20 protein-coding genes are annotated in these 17035 nt (G+C 71.6%); 14 read left to right on the top strand and 6 right to left on the bottom strand.

The features are described 5' to 3' along the window. Positions 1–696: pyridoxal-dependent decarboxylase (locus tag AB0878_RS26770; protein ID WP_366582987.1), on the top strand; the 696-nt coding region annotated here is incomplete at its 5' end. A gap of 3 nt (positions 697–699) precedes the next feature. Here the strand turns inward: AB0878_RS26770 and AB0878_RS26765 are convergent. Next, complete coding sequence (locus AB0878_RS26765; protein ID WP_366582986.1) at positions 700–1299, bottom strand: TetR/AcrR family transcriptional regulator; 600 nt, start codon at positions 1297–1299, stop codon at positions 700–702. A 144-nt stretch (positions 1300–1443) separates the two neighbouring features. On the opposite strand from AB0878_RS26765, the gene AB0878_RS26760 reads away from it, so the two are divergent. The 4 genes from AB0878_RS26760 (at position 1444) to AB0878_RS26745 (ending at position 4620) form a co-directional block, all read left to right on the top strand. Further along, positions 1444–2085, top strand: a complete 642-nt coding sequence (locus tag AB0878_RS26760; protein ID WP_366582985.1) for a dienelactone hydrolase family protein — start codon at positions 1444–1446, stop codon at positions 2083–2085. 26 nt (positions 2086–2111) lie between these two features. Beyond that, on the top strand, positions 2112–3023 hold the full coding sequence (locus AB0878_RS26755) for an alpha/beta fold hydrolase (RefSeq protein WP_366582984.1): 912 nt from the start codon (positions 2112–2114) through the stop codon (positions 3021–3023). Positions 3024–3123: 100 nt separating this feature from the next. Then, positions 3124–3972: an NAD-dependent epimerase/dehydratase family protein gene (locus AB0878_RS26750; protein WP_366582983.1), complete on the top strand. Its 849-nt coding sequence runs from the start codon at positions 3124–3126 to the stop codon at positions 3970–3972. 75 nt (positions 3973–4047) lie between these two features. Then, positions 4048–4620 carry a TetR/AcrR family transcriptional regulator gene (locus AB0878_RS26745; protein ID WP_366582982.1) on the top strand — a complete coding sequence of 191 codons (573 nt, stop codon included), beginning with the start codon at positions 4048–4050 and terminating at the stop codon, positions 4618–4620. A gap of 33 nt (positions 4621–4653) precedes the next feature. Here AB0878_RS26745 and AB0878_RS26740 read toward each other — a convergent pair whose 3' ends face one another. From AB0878_RS26740 to AB0878_RS26730, 3 genes are read right to left on the bottom strand one after another with little or no spacing between them, the layout of a single operon-like run. Then, the gene (locus AB0878_RS26740) at positions 4654–5517 is read right to left on the bottom strand and encodes an alpha/beta fold hydrolase (RefSeq protein ID WP_366582981.1); all 864 of its coding nucleotides are present in this window, start codon (positions 5515–5517) and stop codon (positions 4654–4656) included. Then, positions 5517–6899, bottom strand: coding sequence for a cystathionine gamma-synthase family protein (locus tag AB0878_RS26735; protein ID WP_366582980.1), 1383 nt, complete (start codon positions 6897–6899; stop codon positions 5517–5519). Before AB0878_RS26735 ends, AB0878_RS26740 begins: the two co-directional genes overlap by 1 nt. Next, positions 6793–7650 carry a VOC family protein gene (locus AB0878_RS26730; protein ID WP_366582979.1) on the bottom strand — a complete coding sequence of 286 codons (858 nt, stop codon included), beginning with the start codon at positions 7648–7650 and terminating at the stop codon, positions 6793–6795. Before AB0878_RS26730 ends, AB0878_RS26735 begins: the two co-directional genes overlap by 107 nt. Positions 7651–7820: 170 nt before the next feature. Here AB0878_RS26730 and AB0878_RS26725 point away from each other — a divergent pair, with 170 nt between their 5' ends. Next, positions 7821–8534 (top strand): Crp/Fnr family transcriptional regulator, encoded by a 714-nt coding sequence (locus AB0878_RS26725; protein ID WP_366582978.1) that lies wholly within the window; start codon positions 7821–7823, stop codon positions 8532–8534. A gap of 23 nt (positions 8535–8557) precedes the next feature. Here AB0878_RS26725 and AB0878_RS26720 read toward each other — a convergent pair whose 3' ends face one another. Further along, complete coding sequence (locus AB0878_RS26720) at positions 8558–9571, bottom strand: NADP-dependent oxidoreductase (RefSeq protein WP_366582977.1); 1014 nt, start codon at positions 9569–9571, stop codon at positions 8558–8560. Between the two features lie 219 nt (positions 9572–9790). Between AB0878_RS26720 and AB0878_RS26715 the strand changes: the two genes are divergently transcribed. The 8 genes from AB0878_RS26715 to AB0878_RS26680 all read left to right on the top strand — a co-directional run bounded on the left by AB0878_RS26715 (position 9791) and on the right by AB0878_RS26680 (position 16084). Next, the gene (locus tag AB0878_RS26715; protein WP_366582976.1) at positions 9791–10651 is read left to right on the top strand and encodes an alpha/beta hydrolase; all 861 of its coding nucleotides are present in this window, start codon (positions 9791–9793) and stop codon (positions 10649–10651) included. A gap of 175 nt (positions 10652–10826) precedes the next feature. Continuing rightward, the gene (locus tag AB0878_RS26710) at positions 10827–12218 is read left to right on the top strand and encodes a Rieske 2Fe-2S domain-containing protein (RefSeq protein WP_366582975.1); all 1392 of its coding nucleotides are present in this window, start codon (positions 10827–10829) and stop codon (positions 12216–12218) included. Next, positions 12215–12796: a 3-phenylpropionate/cinnamic acid dioxygenase subunit beta gene (locus AB0878_RS26705; RefSeq protein ID WP_366582974.1), complete on the top strand. Its 582-nt coding sequence runs from the start codon at positions 12215–12217 to the stop codon at positions 12794–12796. Before AB0878_RS26710 ends, AB0878_RS26705 begins: the two co-directional genes overlap by 4 nt. Then, positions 12793–13116 carry a hypothetical protein gene (locus AB0878_RS26700; protein WP_366582973.1) on the top strand — a complete coding sequence of 108 codons (324 nt, stop codon included), beginning with the start codon at positions 12793–12795 and terminating at the stop codon, positions 13114–13116. Before AB0878_RS26705 ends, AB0878_RS26700 begins: the two co-directional genes overlap by 4 nt. After that, entirely contained in the window at positions 13113–13916 is an 804-nt protein-coding gene (gene hcaB, locus AB0878_RS26695) for a 3-(cis-5,6-dihydroxycyclohexa-1,3-dien-1-yl)propanoate dehydrogenase (RefSeq protein WP_366582972.1), read from the top strand. Before AB0878_RS26700 ends, hcaB begins: the two co-directional genes overlap by 4 nt. A 19-nt stretch (positions 13917–13935) precedes the next feature. Beyond that, complete coding sequence (locus AB0878_RS26690) at positions 13936–14133, top strand: ferredoxin (RefSeq protein ID WP_360599605.1); 198 nt, start codon at positions 13936–13938, stop codon at positions 14131–14133. Continuing rightward, entirely contained in the window at positions 14130–15356 is a 1227-nt protein-coding gene (locus AB0878_RS26685; RefSeq protein WP_366582971.1) for an FAD-dependent oxidoreductase, read from the top strand. Before AB0878_RS26690 ends, AB0878_RS26685 begins: the two co-directional genes overlap by 4 nt. Next, positions 15353–16084 (top strand): class II aldolase/adducin family protein, encoded by a 732-nt coding sequence (locus AB0878_RS26680; RefSeq protein ID WP_366582970.1) that lies wholly within the window; start codon positions 15353–15355, stop codon positions 16082–16084. Before AB0878_RS26685 ends, AB0878_RS26680 begins: the two co-directional genes overlap by 4 nt. On the opposite strand, the gene AB0878_RS26675 is transcribed toward AB0878_RS26680, so the two are convergent. Continuing rightward, the gene (locus AB0878_RS26675) at positions 16081–16875 is read right to left on the bottom strand and encodes an IclR family transcriptional regulator (protein WP_366582969.1); all 795 of its coding nucleotides are present in this window, start codon (positions 16873–16875) and stop codon (positions 16081–16083) included. The genes AB0878_RS26680 and AB0878_RS26675 overlap by 4 nt on opposite strands. Positions 16876–17035 lie beyond the last annotated feature (160 nt).

Genomic DNA, 17035 nt, shown 5'->3' with positions numbered 1-17035 from the left:
AGCTTCGACGATTTCGCCGCCGTGGCGGACCTCGCCGACGCCCACCGCGCCGCCGGCAATCCGACGTGGGTCCACGTCGACGGCGCCGTGATGCTTTTGGCCGCCGCGGCGCCGGCGATGGCGGCGCGCACCGCGGGCCTCGGCCGCCTCGACTCGTGGTCGACCGACGGGCACAAGCTGCTCAACGTCTCCTACGACTGCGGAATCGCCATCTGCGCCAACGCGTCCGCGCACCGGGCGGCCATGAGCGTGCAGGCGGCCTACCTCGAACAGGGCGAGGGTGGTCGCGACCCGATGGACTGGGGACCCGATTTCTCCCGGCGGGCGCGGGGTGTCGGCGTCTACGCGACGCTGCGGGCGCTCGGCCGCGACGGCGTGGCGGACCTGGTCGAGCGGACCATCGGGCTGGCCCGCCGCTTCGCCGACCGGCTCGGGGCGAGCGGCCAGGCCGAGATCGTGAACGACGTCGTGTCCAACCAGGTCCTCGTGCGCTGGCTCGCGCCCGACGGCGACCACGGCCGGCTCGCCGATGCCGTCATGGCGGGCGTTCGGGCCGAGGGCACGGCGTTCTTCAGCGGGACGACCTACCGCGGTGAGCGGCTCATGCGCATCTCGGTCTCGGACTGGGCGAGCGACGAGGCGGACGTGGACCGCGCCGTCGAAGCCCTGCTGCGCCACGCGCGTCTGGCGGCCTGAACCTCAGGCGCGCCAGTTCTCCACGAACGCCCGCAACGACTTCAGCTGGGCGGCCAGCTCGCGGCCGTCGGGATCGGCGCGTGCGATGGTGAGCGTGCCGAGCACGGTCGCGGTGAGCAGATCCGCGAGCACGGCCGGGTCGGCGGTGGACTCGCCCAGCTCGCGACCGCGTTCGAGGGCGGCCAGGAATCCGGCGCGGAGCTGCTCGCGGTAGCGCCGGGTCGCGGTGGCGACGTGCTCGTCGACCGGCTTGGCCATCGCCGTGGTGGCCAGGCAGCCGAAGCCCGCGTTCGGGCCGTCGAGCACGGATTCCAGGCGGGACAACGCTTCGAGCACGTCTTCGCTACCGCGCTCGCCCTGCTGCAGTGGAGCGAGGACGTCCTGCATGAGGACCAGGTACTCGTCGACGGCTTCGCGGTAGATCTCGATCTTCGTGCCGAACGAGTTGTAGAGGCTCGACGTGGACAGTCCCGTCGCCGCGGCCATCTGCTGCTGGGTGACGCCGTCGAAGCCGACGTGCCAGAACAGGGTCATCAGGCTGTTCAGGGCTTCGCGGCGGTCGAAGCCGAGCGGCCGTCCCGCGCGCGGCGATTCTGAGTTCACCCACTCAGTGTTCGTCGCCGGCGGGGGAATTTCAAGCCCGCGGACCTGCGGTGGTACCCGTGAGGTATCACAGAACGCGGAACAGGTCTTGGACGCGGCTCGCGCGCCCGGCGCACAGTCGAGGTGATCGACGACGGGAGCGAGATGAGCAGGCAACCCGGGATGGACCGCGGCGCGGTGCTGTGGTCCGAAGTGGAGAGTGCGCGCAGGTCACGGCCGTTGCTGGTGATGCTGCACGGCTGGAGCTACGACGAAACGCACCTGCACCGGCTGATCACGCCGGTGCTGCCGGCGGAGGTCGTGGTCGCGTCGGTGCGGGCGCGCATCCCGGAGGCCGGCGGGTACGCCTGGTTTCCCAGCCAGGGCAACCCGATCGGTGATCCTCGGCCTCGGGTCGCCAACGCGGCGGCGCTCGATGTCCTGGCGTGGCTGGAGACGGTCGACGCGCCGTCGATCGGGCTGCTCGGCTTCTCCCAGGGTGGCGCCATGGTCCACCAGCTGATGCGGCACGCGCCGGCGCGCTTCGCGTACGGCGTGAACCTGGCGGGGTTCGTCGTGCGCGACGAGCAGCCCGGTGACGAGCTCCTGAGCGCCACGCGGCCGCCTGTCTTGTGGGGCCGCGGCCGGGAAGACGGTGTCATCCCGGCGGCGGCGCTGGCCCGGACGCAGCGGTGGCTGGCCGGGCACGCCACCGTCGAGAGTCACGTCTACCCCGGCCTGGGCCACGACGTCCGGGGCCGGGAGATCGAGGACGTCGCGGCTTTCGTCGGCGAGCAAATCCGTTAGAAAACCCCGTTTTCGAGGAGGCACTCATGCGTCACGACATCGAGTTCGATGCCGAAGGAGCGTTGCTGCGCGGCTGGTTCTACGAGGCTGAGGGGGTCAGCGGGCCCGCGCCGTGTGTGGTCATGGCGCACGGCTGGAGCTCGACCAGGCGCATGTACCTCGACCGGTTCGCCGAGGTCTTCGCCGCGGGCGGGCTGTCGGTGCTGCTCTACGACAATCGCGGCTGGGGCGATTCGGAGGCCGCGCCCGGCCAGCCCCGGCACGAGATCGACCCCTGGGTGCAGGTCGGTGACTACCGGCACGCCATCACCCACGCGCAGAACCGGTCCGATGTGGACCCCGGCCGCATCGGCGTGTGGGGCACCAGTTTCTCGGGTGCGCACGCCTGTGTCGTCGCGGCGATGGACCGGCGGGTGAAGGCCGTGGTCACGCAGGCGCCGTTCGTCAGCGGCCGCGCGACCTACGCGAACCTCGCGCGGGTCGACAACCAGGTCGTCGGGCCGGACGTGTTCACGGCCGACCGCCGGGCCCGCGCTCGCGGGGAAGCCGCCGCGACGATCCCGGTCGTCGGCACCGACCCCGGGCAGCTCGTCGGCCTGCCGACGCGGGATTCGTACGAGTGGTTCACCCGCGCGCGAGCCGAGCTGGATCCCTCCTGGCCCAACGAGGTCACGCTGCGCAGCCTGGACAACTTCTACTGCTACGAGCCGGCGAAGTACCTGCCGGAGGTCACGCCGACGCCGTTGCTGATGATCGTCGGCAGCGAGGACGGCCTGACAGGCGGCAACCTCGCGGCCGTCGCGTACTCCCGCGCGGCCGAGCCGAAGGACATCCTTTTCCTGCCGGGCGGCCATTTCGACGCGTACACGGGCGAGGGCTTCAAGGTCGCTTCGCGGGCGGCGCGCGATTGGTTCGTGCGGCATCTCGCCGCGAAGTGATGCCCAGGAGGTATCACAGCGAGCGAAACAGGTCTTGGACGTGCGCCACCGTTCCGACGCACAGTTGTTCTGTATCCATTGTGAGCACAAGGGAGTTGTCATGAGGGTCTTCTTGACCGGCGGGTCCGGCTACATCGGACAGGCCACGATCGCCGAGCTGGTGAAGCAGGGGCACACGGTCGACGCGCTTGCCCGCAGCGATCGCGCGGAGGCGACCGTGGTGGCGGCCGGCGCCACGGCGGTGCGCGGCGGTCTCGGCGACCTGGCCGTGCTGAAGGACGCCGCGGCTCGCGCCGACGCCGTGATCCACCTGGCGCAGGCCGAATCCGGCGACGAGGATCTCGCCGCCGCCACCGCGATGCAGGACGGCGTCGGCGCCGGCACCTACGTGCACACCGGCGGCACCTGGGTCTACGGCGACACCGACGGCGTCGTCGACGAGACCGCGCCGTGGAACCCGCCCGCGGCGGTCGCGTGGCGCAAGCCGGTGGAGGACGCCGTGCTGGCACACGGCGGGCGCCCCGTCATCGTGCAGCCCGGCCTGCTCTACGGCGGCGACAACCGCCTGATCGACGTCTTCTTCGTCCAGCCCGGCAAGAAGAACGGCGCCATCCCTTACATCGGTGACGGTGCCAACCACTGGGCGCTCGTCCACATCGACGACCTCGCCCCGCTGTACGTCGCCGCCCTCGCCGCGCCGGCCGGCTCCGTCTACGTCGGCGTCGGCGGCGTCAACCCGACCGCCAAGCAGGTCGCCGAGGCCTGCGCCCACGCCGCGGGCCTCGCCGGCAAGACCACCTCGATCTCGCTGGAGCAGGCGCGGGCCGAGATGGGCCCGATCGCGGACGCGTTCGCTCTCGACCAGCAGCTGACGCCGGCCAAGGCGGAGCGTGAGCTGGGCTGGCAGCCGCGGCACACCGACCCGCTGGCGGTCTTCGCCCAGGGCTGAGCCCTGCGGCCCCGCGACCCCAGGGCAGCTGTCGCGTAAGATACGTTTCGTAACTTACGGCGGGCTGGAGGATTCGTGGCCGGACGGCGGATGTCGTACGACGAGCGGCACGGCCAGTTGCTCGACACGGCCGCGGCGGTGGTGCGGGCGGACGGGGCCGACGCGCTGACGCTGGCGCGCGTGGCGGAGCAGGCGGGCGTGACGAAGCCGATCGTCTACGGGCACTTCGAGACGCGCGCGGGGCTGGTGAAGGCGTTGTACCAGCGGGTCGACGAGCAGCAGTCCGACGCGGTGCGGGTGGCGCTCGACACGAAGGTGCGCACGCTGGAGGAAGCGGCCGCGTTGCTGGCCGAAGCGTACGTCGGGTGCGTGCTGCACATCGGGCAGGAGTACGGCGCGATCACGGCGGCGCTGTCGACCAGTCCGGACATGGAGGAAGTGCTGCACGCCGGGCGTGAGCGTTACGTGGATCTGTACCTCGAAGCGCTGCACCGGTTCGTGCCGGGCAAGCTGGACCGCGCCGTGGTGTTCGGGGTCATCGGCGCGGCGGAATCGCTGTCACGGGAAGCGATCGCGGGCCGGCTGCCGGGACCGCGGGCGATCGACGCGGTGGGGCGCATCATCCTGGCCGTGGTCCGGGACAGCTGAAGCCGCCCGCGCGGGTGCGGCGCGGGCGGCTGGTCAGGCTGCGGTCGCGGCGAGCTGCGCGATCGCGTCGGCGACCCGGTCGTAGAGCTCGCGGGGCAGGTTGTGGCCCATGCCGGGGAGGACGAGCAACCGGGCGCCGGGGATGGTCGACGCGGTGTCCTCGCCGGCGGCCGGCGGGATCAGGGGATCGTCGGCGCCGTGGACGACCAGCGTGGGTGCGGTGATGCGCCGGAGCCTGGCGCGGCGGTCGCCGTCGGCCAGGAGGGCGGCGAGCTGGCGTTGCACTCCGCCCGGGTTGTGGGCGCGGTGCACTGTGGACAGTAGGGTCGCCCGGAGCTCGGCTTCGTCGTACGGGTAGGCCGGGCTGCCCAACGTGCGGGCCGCCGCCGCGGCGTGGTCGAGGTAGGCCTTCTCGTCCGCCGGGTCGGGCGCCGAGGCGGTGAGCGCCGTGACGGCTTCCGGCGTCGGGGGCGGCAGTGCCGGATTGCCTGTGGAGGACATGACGGACGTCAACGACAGTGTCCGATGTGGATGGCCGGCCGCGACGAGCTGGGCGATCATGCCGCCCATCGAGGCGCCGACGAGGTGGGCGCGGCCCACGCCCGCCGCGTCCAGCACCGCCACGACGTCGGCGGCCATGTCCTCCAGGCGGTAGGGCTGTTTTGCCGACCCGCTCGGGTCCGGGGCGCCCGCTTCGGAAAAGCTGGTGGACAGGCCGGCGTCCCGGTTGTCGAAGCGGATCACGAAGAACCCGCGCGCGGCCAGGGCCTGGGGGAAGCCGTCGGCCCACTTGGTCAGCTGGTCGCCGAGGCCCTGGACGACCACGAGCGGTTCGCCGGACTCCGGCCCGACGGTGTCGTACTCCAGCGAGCAGCCCTCGGCAGCGGCGCGGGGCATCAGAACTCCAGCGCTTGCGTGAGGTCGGCGATGAGGTCGTCGACGTTCTCGATGCCGACCGAGATCCGCACGAGCGAGTCCGTCAGCCAGATCTCCTCGCGCAGCGGCGCCGGCACACCCGAATGCGTGGTGGAGGCGGGGTGGCAGATCAACGTCTCGGTGCCACCCAGGCTCACGGCCAGCTTGCACAGCTGCAGCCGGTCGAGGAACGCGAACGCCTCGCGCTCGCCGCCCTTGACGTAGAAGGAGAACGTGGAGCCCGGCGAGGTGGACTGGCGGTCGAACACGGCTTTGCGGGGGTCGTCGGCGGTCAGGAATCCGAGGTAGTCGACCTGGGCGATCTTGTCGTGGTCACGCAGGAACTCGGCCAGGCGCAGCGCGTTGGCGGCCGCTCGCTCGGCCCGGATCTGCAGCGTTTCCAACGACCGCAGCAGCATCCAGCACGTGTTCGGGTCGAGCTGGGTGCCGAGGGCGCTGCGTGTCTGCACGATCCGGCCGACGTGCTCGGCGCTGCCGGTGACGCCGCCCGCGATGAGGTCGCTGTGGCCGCCGGCGTACTTCGTCAGCGAGTAGACGGCGAGATCGGCGCCGTGGCGCAGGGGCTGCTGGAACATGGGGCCCAGCAACGTGTTGTCGACGATCACCAGCGGCCGCTTGCCCTGCCGCGTGCCGATCAGGTCCGCGACGGCCGAGAGCACCTTGAGGTCGATCAGCCCGCCCGTCGGGTTGGCGGGGGTCTCGGCGAAGAGCACGCTGACGGTGCCCTGCTCCATCGCCGTGTCGGCGGCGGCCTCGACGTGCGCGGCGTCGGTGCCGTCGGTGAAGCCGGCGGAACCGATCCCGAAGGCGGAAAGCGTGTTGCGGATCAGGGTTTCCGTGCCGCCGTAGAGGGGGCGCGAGTGCAGCACGACGTCGCCGGGCTTGCAGAACGTGAGCAGCGTGGTGGCGATCGCGGCCATGCCCGAGGCGAAGACGGCGCCGCGTTCGGCGTCGTCCCAGACGGCGACGCGGTCTTCCAGGATCTCGAAGTTCGGGTTGTTGAAGCGGGAGTAGACGAGGCCGGCCTGTTCGCCGTCGCGGGCCTGGCGCCGGCCGGACGTGAGGTCGAACTGGTCCTTGCCCTGTTGCGCGGTTTCGAAAACGAACGTCGAGGTGAGAAAAACCGGTGGTTTGAGTGCGCCTTCGACAACGCGGGGGAATATCCGAACCCCATCATGAGCGTTTCCGGACGCAGCGCGCGGTCGCCGACGGTGCGCCGCTTGTAGTTCGACGACTTCACGCGTCCTCCCCGGCGTGCGCGGCGGCGCGGAGCACCAGCAGGACCCCGTTCGCGTGTTCGGGCGCCACCACAAGACCGCCTTCTGTTGTCGTGAAAGGAACATCGGATGTGCGAAGGTGCGCAGCGGCGGTGTCCTGGTCGGACACCTTGACCGCCAGCACCGTGAGTCCGGCCGGTGGCAGGGCAATGCCGGGGTAGGTCGCGGCGAACGAGGCCGGGCCGAGGTAGACGATCGGGCTGCCGCCGGTGGGTACCGAGATCGTCCCGGCGTGCGCTTCGGGTTCGGTTTCGAACACGCGGGCAACATCCGCAGCGGACGCCGCGGCGTCCTCGGCGACGATCGCGACGTGGTCGATGCCCCAGGCCGTGTTCGGGTGCTTCATCAGCTCCGGGAGCCATGTGTGCTCGGGCGTCCGGATCTCGCTGGAGAACAGCTGCAGGTACCCGCGGACGTCGGTGAGCCGGGCGATCGAGAAGACCGCCTCGACCTCGGTGCCGTCGGGGAGCTCGACCGGCCGTCGCACGGTCTGGGGTTCCGTCGTGGCGAGGCCCGCGGCCTGCCACTCGGCGGCCGCCGCCGCGGTGTCGTCCGTGCGCAGCGCGGCGGCCGCGATGCCCTCGCGCACGCTCAGCGCGGCGCGGATGTCCTCGTTGTACCCGGTGGGTTCCCGGACGCCGAGCAGCTCGAAGTAGTCCTGCTCGAACAGGACGTTGTGGTTGCCGGTGCCCATTTCGGCGGTGTGCCGGCCGAAGGGGGACACGGTGAACCCCAGGCGGGTGGACGTGTCCCGCGCCCGGTCGAAGTCCCGGACCAGCACGCAGCAGTGGTCGATGCCGTTGAGATGACTCCGCATGGCCCTCTTCCTGTCGGATCGCCGGCTCGAACCCCGGCTAAGTTACGAACCGTAGCTTACCTTTCGTAACTTCGCTGTCAAGGCAGCTGCGCGACCGCGTTTGCCGTGGTCGCGGCGACAGGTAAAGTCGAGTGGGTTCGAAATCGACCGGCCGGCCAGGAGGTACCGGGATGTACGCGGTGCACAGCGGCGGGGCACTGGGCGGGTCGCTGGAGGCGTGGCGCCACAGCCACCTCGCCGAGCTGCCGGAGGACGTCCGCGACGCGATGCTCGCGGAAGCCTTCGTGGTCACCGTCCCGGCCGGCAACGTCATCGGCGAGAACAACCGCCCCACGCTGGCGTTGATCCACTCCGGACTCACCCGCGTGGTCCTCAGTGGACCCGACGGCCGCACCGCCACCGTGCGCTACGCCGGCGCCGGCCAGATCCTCGGCCTCACCTCGGCGATCGCCAACGGCTCGCCGTGGCTCGGCTACGCGATCACCGAATGCCGCATCACGTTCCTCAACCCCGAGACCCTGCGCCGCTTCGGCCAGACCGACGCGCGCGTCGCGTGGTCACTGGCCCGCCAGATGGCGCGCGTCTGCTACGAGGTCATCGACACCCTGGGCGCCAACGTGTTCGGCACCATCGACCAGCGCGTGAGCCGCCACCTGCTGGAGCTGGCGGTGCGGCAGCCGGAGGGTCTCGTGGTGATGGCCGACCAGCACGAGCTCGCCCAGTCGGTGGGCTCGGTGCGCGAGGTGGTGGCGCGGTCGCTGCGGTCCCTGCGCGAACGCGGTGTGCTGCGCCGGTTGCCGAAGGGCGGCTTGCTGATCGTGCGGCCCGAGGTCCTCGAAGGTGTGGCCGCGGGGCTGGACACCTCGAAGACCTCGGGCGAGTGAACCGGGCGAGCTGAGGGGATGGGTCAGTCGCCCAGCCGCACGAGCACCTTGCCGTTGTTGGTGCCGTTCAGCAGGACCTGAATGCCGTCCGGGGCGGACTTCAGGCCGTCGATCACGTGTTCCTGGCAGCGCAGCTCGCCGGCGCGGACGCGGGGCAGGAGGTCGGCCTCGACCTCGTCGAAGCGGGCGGCGTGGTCCATGTAGATGAAGCCCTCCATGCGCACGCGGTTCGGCAGCAGGTGGAACCAGTTCCGCAGCGGGACCGGGCCGCCGTTGCCGTAGCGGGAGACCGCGCCGCAGAGGACGACGCGGGCGTTGACCGCGAGGTGGGGCAGCAGGGCGTCGAGGGTGGCGCCGCCGACGTTGTCGAACACGACGTCCACGCGGTCGGGGGCGAGCTCGGCGATCGTGGCTTCGACGTCCTGCGTGCGGTAGTTCACGCAGTCGGCCGCGCCCAGCGACCGCACGAGATCGCACTTCTCCGGCGTGCCCGCGACGCCGATCACGCGGGCGCCCGCGGCGACGGCGAGCTGCACCGCGATCGAGCCCACGGCGCCGCCCGCGGCGGTGACGACCACCGTCTCACCGGGCTTCGGCTGCCCGATGTCGTGCAGGCCCAGCCAGGCCGTCTGGCCGGAAATGCCGAGCACGTGCAGCGCGGCCTGCAGCGGCACGCCGTCGGGCACCTTCCGCAGGGTCGAGCCGTCGACCACCGCGTCCTCCTGCCAGCCCAGCAGCCCGGACACGCGGTCGCCGGCGACCAGGCCGGGGTAACGCGACTCGGTGACGACGCCGGCGCCGAGCGCGCGCATCGCCTCGCCCAGCGGTGCGGGCGGCAGGTAGTTGCGCACGTCGTTCATCCAGCCGCGGGTGGCGACGTCCAGCGACAGCCAACCGACCTTCACCACCACCTGGCCGTCCCGCAGCGCGGGCACGGGCGCGTGGTCCTCGTAGCGCAGCACCCCCTCTTCGAGCGGCCCGGTCGTGGTGGCGGGCCGGGCGGCGAGGACGTAGCGCCGGGTGTGTGACGTCGACATGGGCTTCTCCTCGAAGCGGGTTCCAGCACGGTCAGGCCAGGGTTCACCGGCTTGATCGAAACCGCAGTGACCTGGGTCGGGTCACGGCTGCACCCAGGTCGGGAACCCCAGGTCGAGCGGGGGTCGTGTGCCTCGGGTTACACCCGGACGGGAGCCAGGTCGCTGACGGAGGACGGCCCGCGCGGCGATCCTCCGGGGACCCACCGCAGAGGAGGACCCGTGGCCGAGAGCCGATTCGTCACCGTCGACGGCATGCGCACCCACTACCTCGAGGCGGGGCCGGTCGACGGGCCGCCCGTGGTCCTGCTGCACTCGGGGGAGTACGGGTCGTCGGCCGAAGGTTCGTGGACGGAGACCATCCCGGGCCTGGCCGGCGCCGGGTATCACGTGTACGCGCCCGACTGGCTCGGTTACGGCAAGACCGACAAGGTGATCGACTTCGCCGACCCGAAGGGCCGGCGCGTGCGGCACATCGCGGCCACCGTCCGGGCGCTGGGCATCCAGTCCGCGGCTTTCGTCGGCAACTCGATGGGCGGGACCTACCTGGCCGAAGACCTCGCGTCCGACGCGCCGCTGCTGCCCGCCGCCGCGGCGGTGCTGGCCAGCGGCGGCGGGTTCATCCCGTTCAACGAGGCCCGCGCCGCCATCCAGGACTACGACCTCACCGAAGCCGGGATGGCGAGGATCCTGCGCACGGCGATGTACTCCAGCCGCTGGGCCGACGATCCCGAGTACGTGCGCCGGCGCCACCGCATGAGCCTCGAACCCGGCGCCTGGGAGTGTGCGGCGTCCGCACGGCTGCGGCCGCCGAAACCGGTGACGCCGGACCACGGCGGCGAGCACTTCGGCAAGAAGGACCCGATCGCCTACGAACGCTTCGTCGTGCCGACGCTGGTGATCGCCGGCGCCGAGGACCCGCTGCGCGAGCCCGGGTACGCCGACGAGATCACCGCGCGCATCCCCGACGCCGAGCTGCGCGTGTACAGCGAGTGCGGCCACCTGCCCAACATCGAGCACGCGCAGCGGTTCGTGGAAGACGTCCTGGCCTTCCTCGCGCGCCGGTACCGCAAGCCCGAGTAACCGGCCACACCCATCCGAAGAGCGCCGCCGAGCTGTCCTCGGCGGCGCTCTTCGGCGTGTCCTGGCTCGCACGGCGAGGTCGGGCCCGGCAATTGACTCCCGATCTCCGCGTCTGCTCTACTGTTCAGAGGTTAGTTCTGCTCTACAGAGTTTGCGGGTTTGAGGAGAGTCGACGATGACGGATCAGTCCGGCACCCTGTCCGACGTGCGGCGCGGGATGATCCCGGCGCACATCTACAACGACCGGGAGATCTTCGAGCTGGAGAGGGAACGCGTCTTCGGCCGGGCGTGGCTCTTCGTGGCCCACGAGTCGGAGATCGCCAAGCCCGGCGACTACGTGGTGCGCCGCGTGCTGGACGACTCGTTCATCGTCACGCGCGACGAGAAGGGCGAGATCCGGGCGCACTTCAACATGTGTCTGCACCGCGGCATGCAGGTCTGCCGTGCGGAGATGGGCAACGCGTCGCACTTCCGGTGCCCGTACCACGGCTGGTCCTACCGCAACGACGGCCGGATCGTCGGGCTGCCGTTCCACCAGGAGGCCTACGGCGGCGAGGCCGGGTTCAAGCGCAAGGGCCAGCGGTTGCTGCCGGCGCCGAACCTCGACACCTACAACGGGATGATCTTCATCTCGCTCGACCCGGAGGCTCCGCCGCTGGTGGACTTCCTCGGCGATTTCCGCTTCTACCTGGACTTCTACACCAAGCAGAGCCCCAGCGGCATCGAGCTGCGCGGCCCGCAGCGCTGGCGCGTGAAGGCCAACTGGAAGATCGGCGCCGAGAACTTCGCCGGCGACATGTACCACACGCCGCAGACGCACACCTCCGTCGTGGAGATCGGCCTGTTCCGCGAGCCGAAGGCGGAGAAGCGCAAGGACGGCGCCACGTACTGGGCCGGCAACGGCGGCGGGACGACCTACAAGCTGCCGCCGGGCGGGTTCGACGAGCGCACGCGCTACGTCGGCTACCCGCAGGAGATGGTCGACCGCATGAAGACCACGTTCTCCGAGGCCCAGCAGCAGGTGATCGGCGAGGACGGCTTCATGATCTCCGCCGCGTCGGTGTTCCCGAACCTGTCGTTCGTGCACAACTGGCCGCGCGTCGCGGATTCCGACGACGTGCTGCCGTTCATCTCCGTCCGGCAGTGGCAGCCGATCAGCGAGAACGAGACCGAGGTGCTGTCGTGGTTCGCGGTCGACGCCGAGGCGCCCGAGGAGTACAAGGCCCTGTCCTACAAGGCTTACCTGATGTGCTTCGGCTCCACCGGCATGTTCGAGCAGGACGACGTCGAGAACTGGGTCTCGCTCACCAACACCGCCGCCGGCTCGATGGCGCGGCGGCTCAAGCTCAACAGCCGCATGGGCATCCTCGAAGACGACACCGAGGTCGTGCCCGCGCTCACCCCGGAGCAGTTCCACGGCCCGGGCGTCGCGCACACCGGCTACGGCGAGTACAACCAGCGCGAGCTGCTCAACCGCTGGGCCGACTACCTCGAACAGCCGACGAAATCGGCCACCGCCCTGGAGGTCGGCGCGCCGGCCGAGACCGCCGAGGCGGTGCAGGCATGACCACCGAGACGCACTCCAGCCGTTCCGCCCTCGGCGCGCACGCGTCGCGAATCCAGCGCACCGGCCGGCCGCTGCCGTTCGACGACGCCCGCCACCTGCAGGCGCACCAGTGGCTGGTCGACGAGGCGTGGCTGCTCGACGCGCAGGACTACGAGCAGTGGCTCACCACGCTCACCGAGGACATCCACTACCTGATGCCGGTGCGCGTCACCACCGCGCTGGGCGCGGGCTTCGACACCGCGCCGGGCATGGCGCACTTCGACGAGGACAAGTACTCGCTGTCGCGGCGCGTCGCGCGGTTCCTGACCGAGCACGCCTGGACCGAGGACCCGCCTTCGCGCCTGCGCCACCACCTGTCCAACGTGCGCACCTTCGCGACCGAAGACGACGACCACCTGGTCGTCGAATCGGCGACGCTGCTGTTCCGCAGCCGCGGCGACGTGCTGGCCGGCTCGATCGTCTCGGCCGGCCGCGAGGACCTGCTGCGCCGGACTTCCGACGGCTGGCAGCTCGCACGGCGCACGATCCTCGTCGACGATTCGGTGATCCGCATGCAGAACCTGGCGATCTTCCTGTGAACCTCTCCTGGGAAGGCGAGGCCGAGGACGCCCGCGCGGCGGCCGCGGCTGCCGCGGAACACGACGAACTGGTCGCCCGCACCACGGGCGAGGTGATCCGGCTCGGCAACGAGTTCGCCGAGATCCTGGTGCGGCGCGTCGACACGCGCAACGGCGCCCGGCTGCTGATCGAGTCGCCGAAGTCGGGCCAGTGGGTGGCCTTGTGCCCGCTGGAGCTGGAGGCGCTGACCTGGCAGAACACCGAGACGTTCTCCGCCATGATCGGCCACCCGTTCGGCCCGCTCGTGGCGGCGGAGCCGGACTCGGGGGAGGACGCGTGACCGGCTGGCTGGAGGGCCGGCGTGCGCTGATCGTCGGCGCCGGCTCGGGCATCGGCCGGGCCGTGGTCGACGCGTTCCGCTCGGAAGGCGCCCGGGTCGCCGTGCTCGAACGCGACGCGGCCAAGGCGGCCGCGCTCGAAGCCGAGGTGCCGGACGTGCCGGTGACCGTCGGCGACGCGACCACGCGGGCGGCGAACGACACCGCGGTGGCCGCCGCCGTCGCCGCGTTCGGCGGGCTCGACGTGCTCGTCAACTGCGTCGGCGTGTTCGACTTCTACCGCAGCATCGAAGACCTCGACGCCGCCGTGCTCGACGACGCGTTCGACGAGATGTTCCGCACCAACGTCAAGAGCCACCTGCACTCGGTGAAGGCCGCGCTGCCGGAGCTGAAGCGCTCGGGCCACGGCGTGGTGCTGCTGACCGAGTCGACGTCGTCGTACTACCCGGGCCGCGGCGGCGTGCTGTACCTGTCGTCGAAGTTCGCCGTGCGCGGGCTCGTCACCGCGCTCGCGCACGACCTCGCGCCGGAGATCCGCGTGAACGGCGTCGCGCCCGGCGGCACGCTGGGCACCGACCTGCGCGGCCTGCCCAGTCTCGGCACCGCCGAACGCAGTCTCGGCGACGCGCCGCGGCGGGCCGAGGAGCTCGCCGCCCGCGTGCCCCTGCACGTGGCGCTCAGCGGCGAGGACCACGCGTGGAGCTACGTGTTCCTCGCCTCCGACCGCGCCCGCGGCATCACCGGTCAGGCCGTCCACCCCGACGGCGGCATCGGCGTTTCCGCGCCCCGCAAACGATCCTGAACCCGAAACGGAAAGACCGATGGCCAAGCTCACCGCCGACACCGACCTCTGCCAGGGCTACGGCAACTGCCTCACCACCGCCGCCGACGTCTACGACATCGACGACGACGGCAAAGTCGTCCTGCTGACCGAAACCATCCCCGAGGCCGACCGCGCCCGCGTCGAAGCGGCCGCGCGCAGCTGCCCGGTCAAGGCGCTGGGGGTGGTCGACGGATGAGCACGGTCGTGATCGTCGGCGCGTCGGTGGGTGGCGTCCGCACGGCGCAGGCCCTGCGGGCGCAGGGCCACGACGGCCGGATCGTGCTCGTCGGAGCCGAGCCGCACCTGCCCTACGACAAACCGCCGCTGTCCAAGCAGTTCCTCGCCGGTACCTGGGAGCACGACCGGCTGGCGCTGCTCACGGAGGAGGAAGCCGCCGCGGAACGCATCGAGCTGCGGCTCGGCGTCGCGGCGACAGGCCTCGACCCGGCCGCGCGCACCGTCGAGCTGGCCGACGGGACGACCCTCGGCTACGACACCCTGGTGATCGCCACCGGCGCCACCGCGCGGCCGTCGCCGTGGGCCGCCGAATCCGGCGTGCACGTGCTCCGCACCCTCGCCGACGGCACGGGCCTGAAGGACGCGCTCGCCGAACCGGGGCCGCTCGTGGTCGTCGGCGGCGGGTTCATCGGCGCCGAGGTCGCGGCCACCGCCCACGCCGCCGGCCGCGCGGTCACGGTCGTCGACCCGCTGCCGGCGCCGATCGGGCGCGTGCTCGGTGACGAAGTGGGCCGGCTGGTCGGCGACGTGCACCGGCGCCACGGCGTCGAGACGCGCTTCGGCACCGGCGTCCAGGCCGTGTCCGGCCGCGTGGGCGCGCTGGAGGTCACGCTCACCGACGGGACGGTGCTGCCCGCGGGCACGGTGGTCGTCGGCATCGGCGCGGTGCCGTCGGTCGAGTGGCTCGCCGGTTCGGGGCTGGAGCTGGACAACGGCCTCGTGTGCGACGAGTTCTGCCACGCCACCGGGCACCCGGAGATCTTCGGCGTCGGCGACGTCGCCCGCTGGTTCCACGCCGGCCACGGCGAACACGTGCGCGTGGAGCACTGGACCAACGCCGTCGAGCAGGCGGCCTGCGTGGCCCACAACGTCGTCCACCCGGACGAGCCGGTGCAGTACCGGCCGACCGAATACGCGTGGAGCGACCAGTACGACTGGAAGATCCAGATCGCCGGACGGCCGAGCCGCGCCACCGGCTTCGAGCTGGCGGGCGACCCCGCCACCGACCCGCCGCGGTTCGCCGCGCTCTACCGCGACGAAACCGGCCGGCTTTCCGCGGCCGTCACGGTGAACTGGCCGAAGCTGCTCGTCGCCGCACGGCGGCTCATCACCGCCGGAACCCCTTACGAGGAAGGACTTTCCGTGCTGGACAAGCTGATCGCCCCGGTGAGCGCCGCATGACCGAGTTTCCGAAGGAACGGCAGCTCGTCTCCGACGCCTGTCGTGTGCTCGCCGCCCGCGGGCTGGCGGAAGGCTTCCTGGGCCACGTTTCCCTGCGCATCGATGACAGCCGTCTGCTCGTCCGCTGCCGCGGACCGCAGGAACGAGGGCTGGCGTGGACGTCACCCGAGGACATCCGGCTGGTCGACCTCGACGGCGCGGCCGCCGCGGCGGGTGAGCTCGACGGCTGGTCGGTCCCCAACGAGCTGCCCCTGCACACCGAGGTGCTGCGCACCGACCCCGAGGTGCAGGCCGTGGTGCACGCCCACCCGCCGTCGGTCGTCGCGGCGGACCTGGCGGGGCTGGCGATCCGGCCGATCGTCGGCGCCTACGACATCCCCGGCGCCAAGCTCGCGGCCGGCGGCGTGCCCGTGTACCCGCGCGGGGTCCTGGTCCGCAACCGCACGCTGGCGAAGGAAATGGTGGCGGCGATGGCCGGCCGGCCGGTCGTGCTGCTGCGCGGGCACGGGCTCACGAGCAGTGGCGGTTCGGTGCAGGAAGCCGTGCTGCGCGCGCTGTCCGTGGACACGCTCGCGCGGATGGCGCTCGACGTGGTGAGCGCCGGCGGCCGGCTCGCCGACCTGCCACCGGAGGATCTGGCGGAGCTGCCCGACCTGGGGCCGGCCTTCAACGAGGGCGTGGCGTGGCGCCACGAGCTCGCCCGGCTCGGCCAGAGCACCAGCGGTTAATGCAGCAGCGGCGTGGCTTCGGCGACCGTCTCCTTGAGACGTTCGCCGATCTGCCGGACCTCGGCGCGCGACAGCCGCCCGACCGGCAGCGAGACGTTCAGCGCGAGCCGCGCGGGGAGGTTCCCGGCGGGGAAGGCGACGGCGACCGACGCCACGCCTTCCTCGCTCTCCTCGCTGCTGGTCGCGTACCCGCGCCGGCGCACGCTCTCGATCTCCAGCTCCAGCTCGGCGCGGGTGCCGATCGAGTTCGGCGTGAGCGTCTCCAGCCGCTCGTCCGGGTACATCCGGCGCAGGTCCTCGGTGGACAGCTCGGCGAGCAGCGCCTTGCCGGTCGAGGTGCAGTTGGCGGGCATCGCCTGGCCCAGCCGCGAGGCCACCCGGACCGCGCGCGGGCTTTCGATGGCCTCGATGAACCGCACCGTGGTGCCGTCGAGGATCGCGAGGTGCACGGTCTCGGCGAACTCGTTGTTGAGCTTCTCGAGGAACGGCCGCAGCGTTTCGCGCACGTCGAACCGCTGCAGGATCGCGAACGCGACGGCCGTGAGCGAGGTGCCCGGCCGGTACGTCTTCGTCCGCGCGTCCTGCCGGATGAAGCCGCGGTACTGCAGCATCGCCAGCAGCCGGTGGGCGGTGGAGGAGGCGACACCCAGGTACTCGGCGACGTCCGTCATCCGCAGCTCGGGGCGATCCCCCAGCAGCAGGAGGATCCGAAGCGCCTTGTCGACCGAGTCGATCGGGTACTGCGGTGCGGGCGAGTGCGCGCCGGCGGGGTCGAGAGCGGGCTTCTTCATAGCAGAATCGTACGGCAAGCGGCGAACCCGGCGGGGCGCGGTGATCGCCGTGCCGCGGGCTGTTCGCGCTCCGAACCCCTGTCCGGCAGCCAAGAACTCGAAGACGGCTCGGCTTTTGCGAGGCGCGGAAAACGCGGTCCGCAACCGTTCGGAAACGCTG

It is taken from the genome of Amycolatopsis sp. NPDC047767 (assembly GCF_040704195.1).
Classification (GTDB): Bacteria; Actinomycetota; Actinomycetes; order Mycobacteriales; family Pseudonocardiaceae; genus Amycolatopsis.
This window is presented reverse-complemented; position numbering and strand designations above follow the sequence as displayed.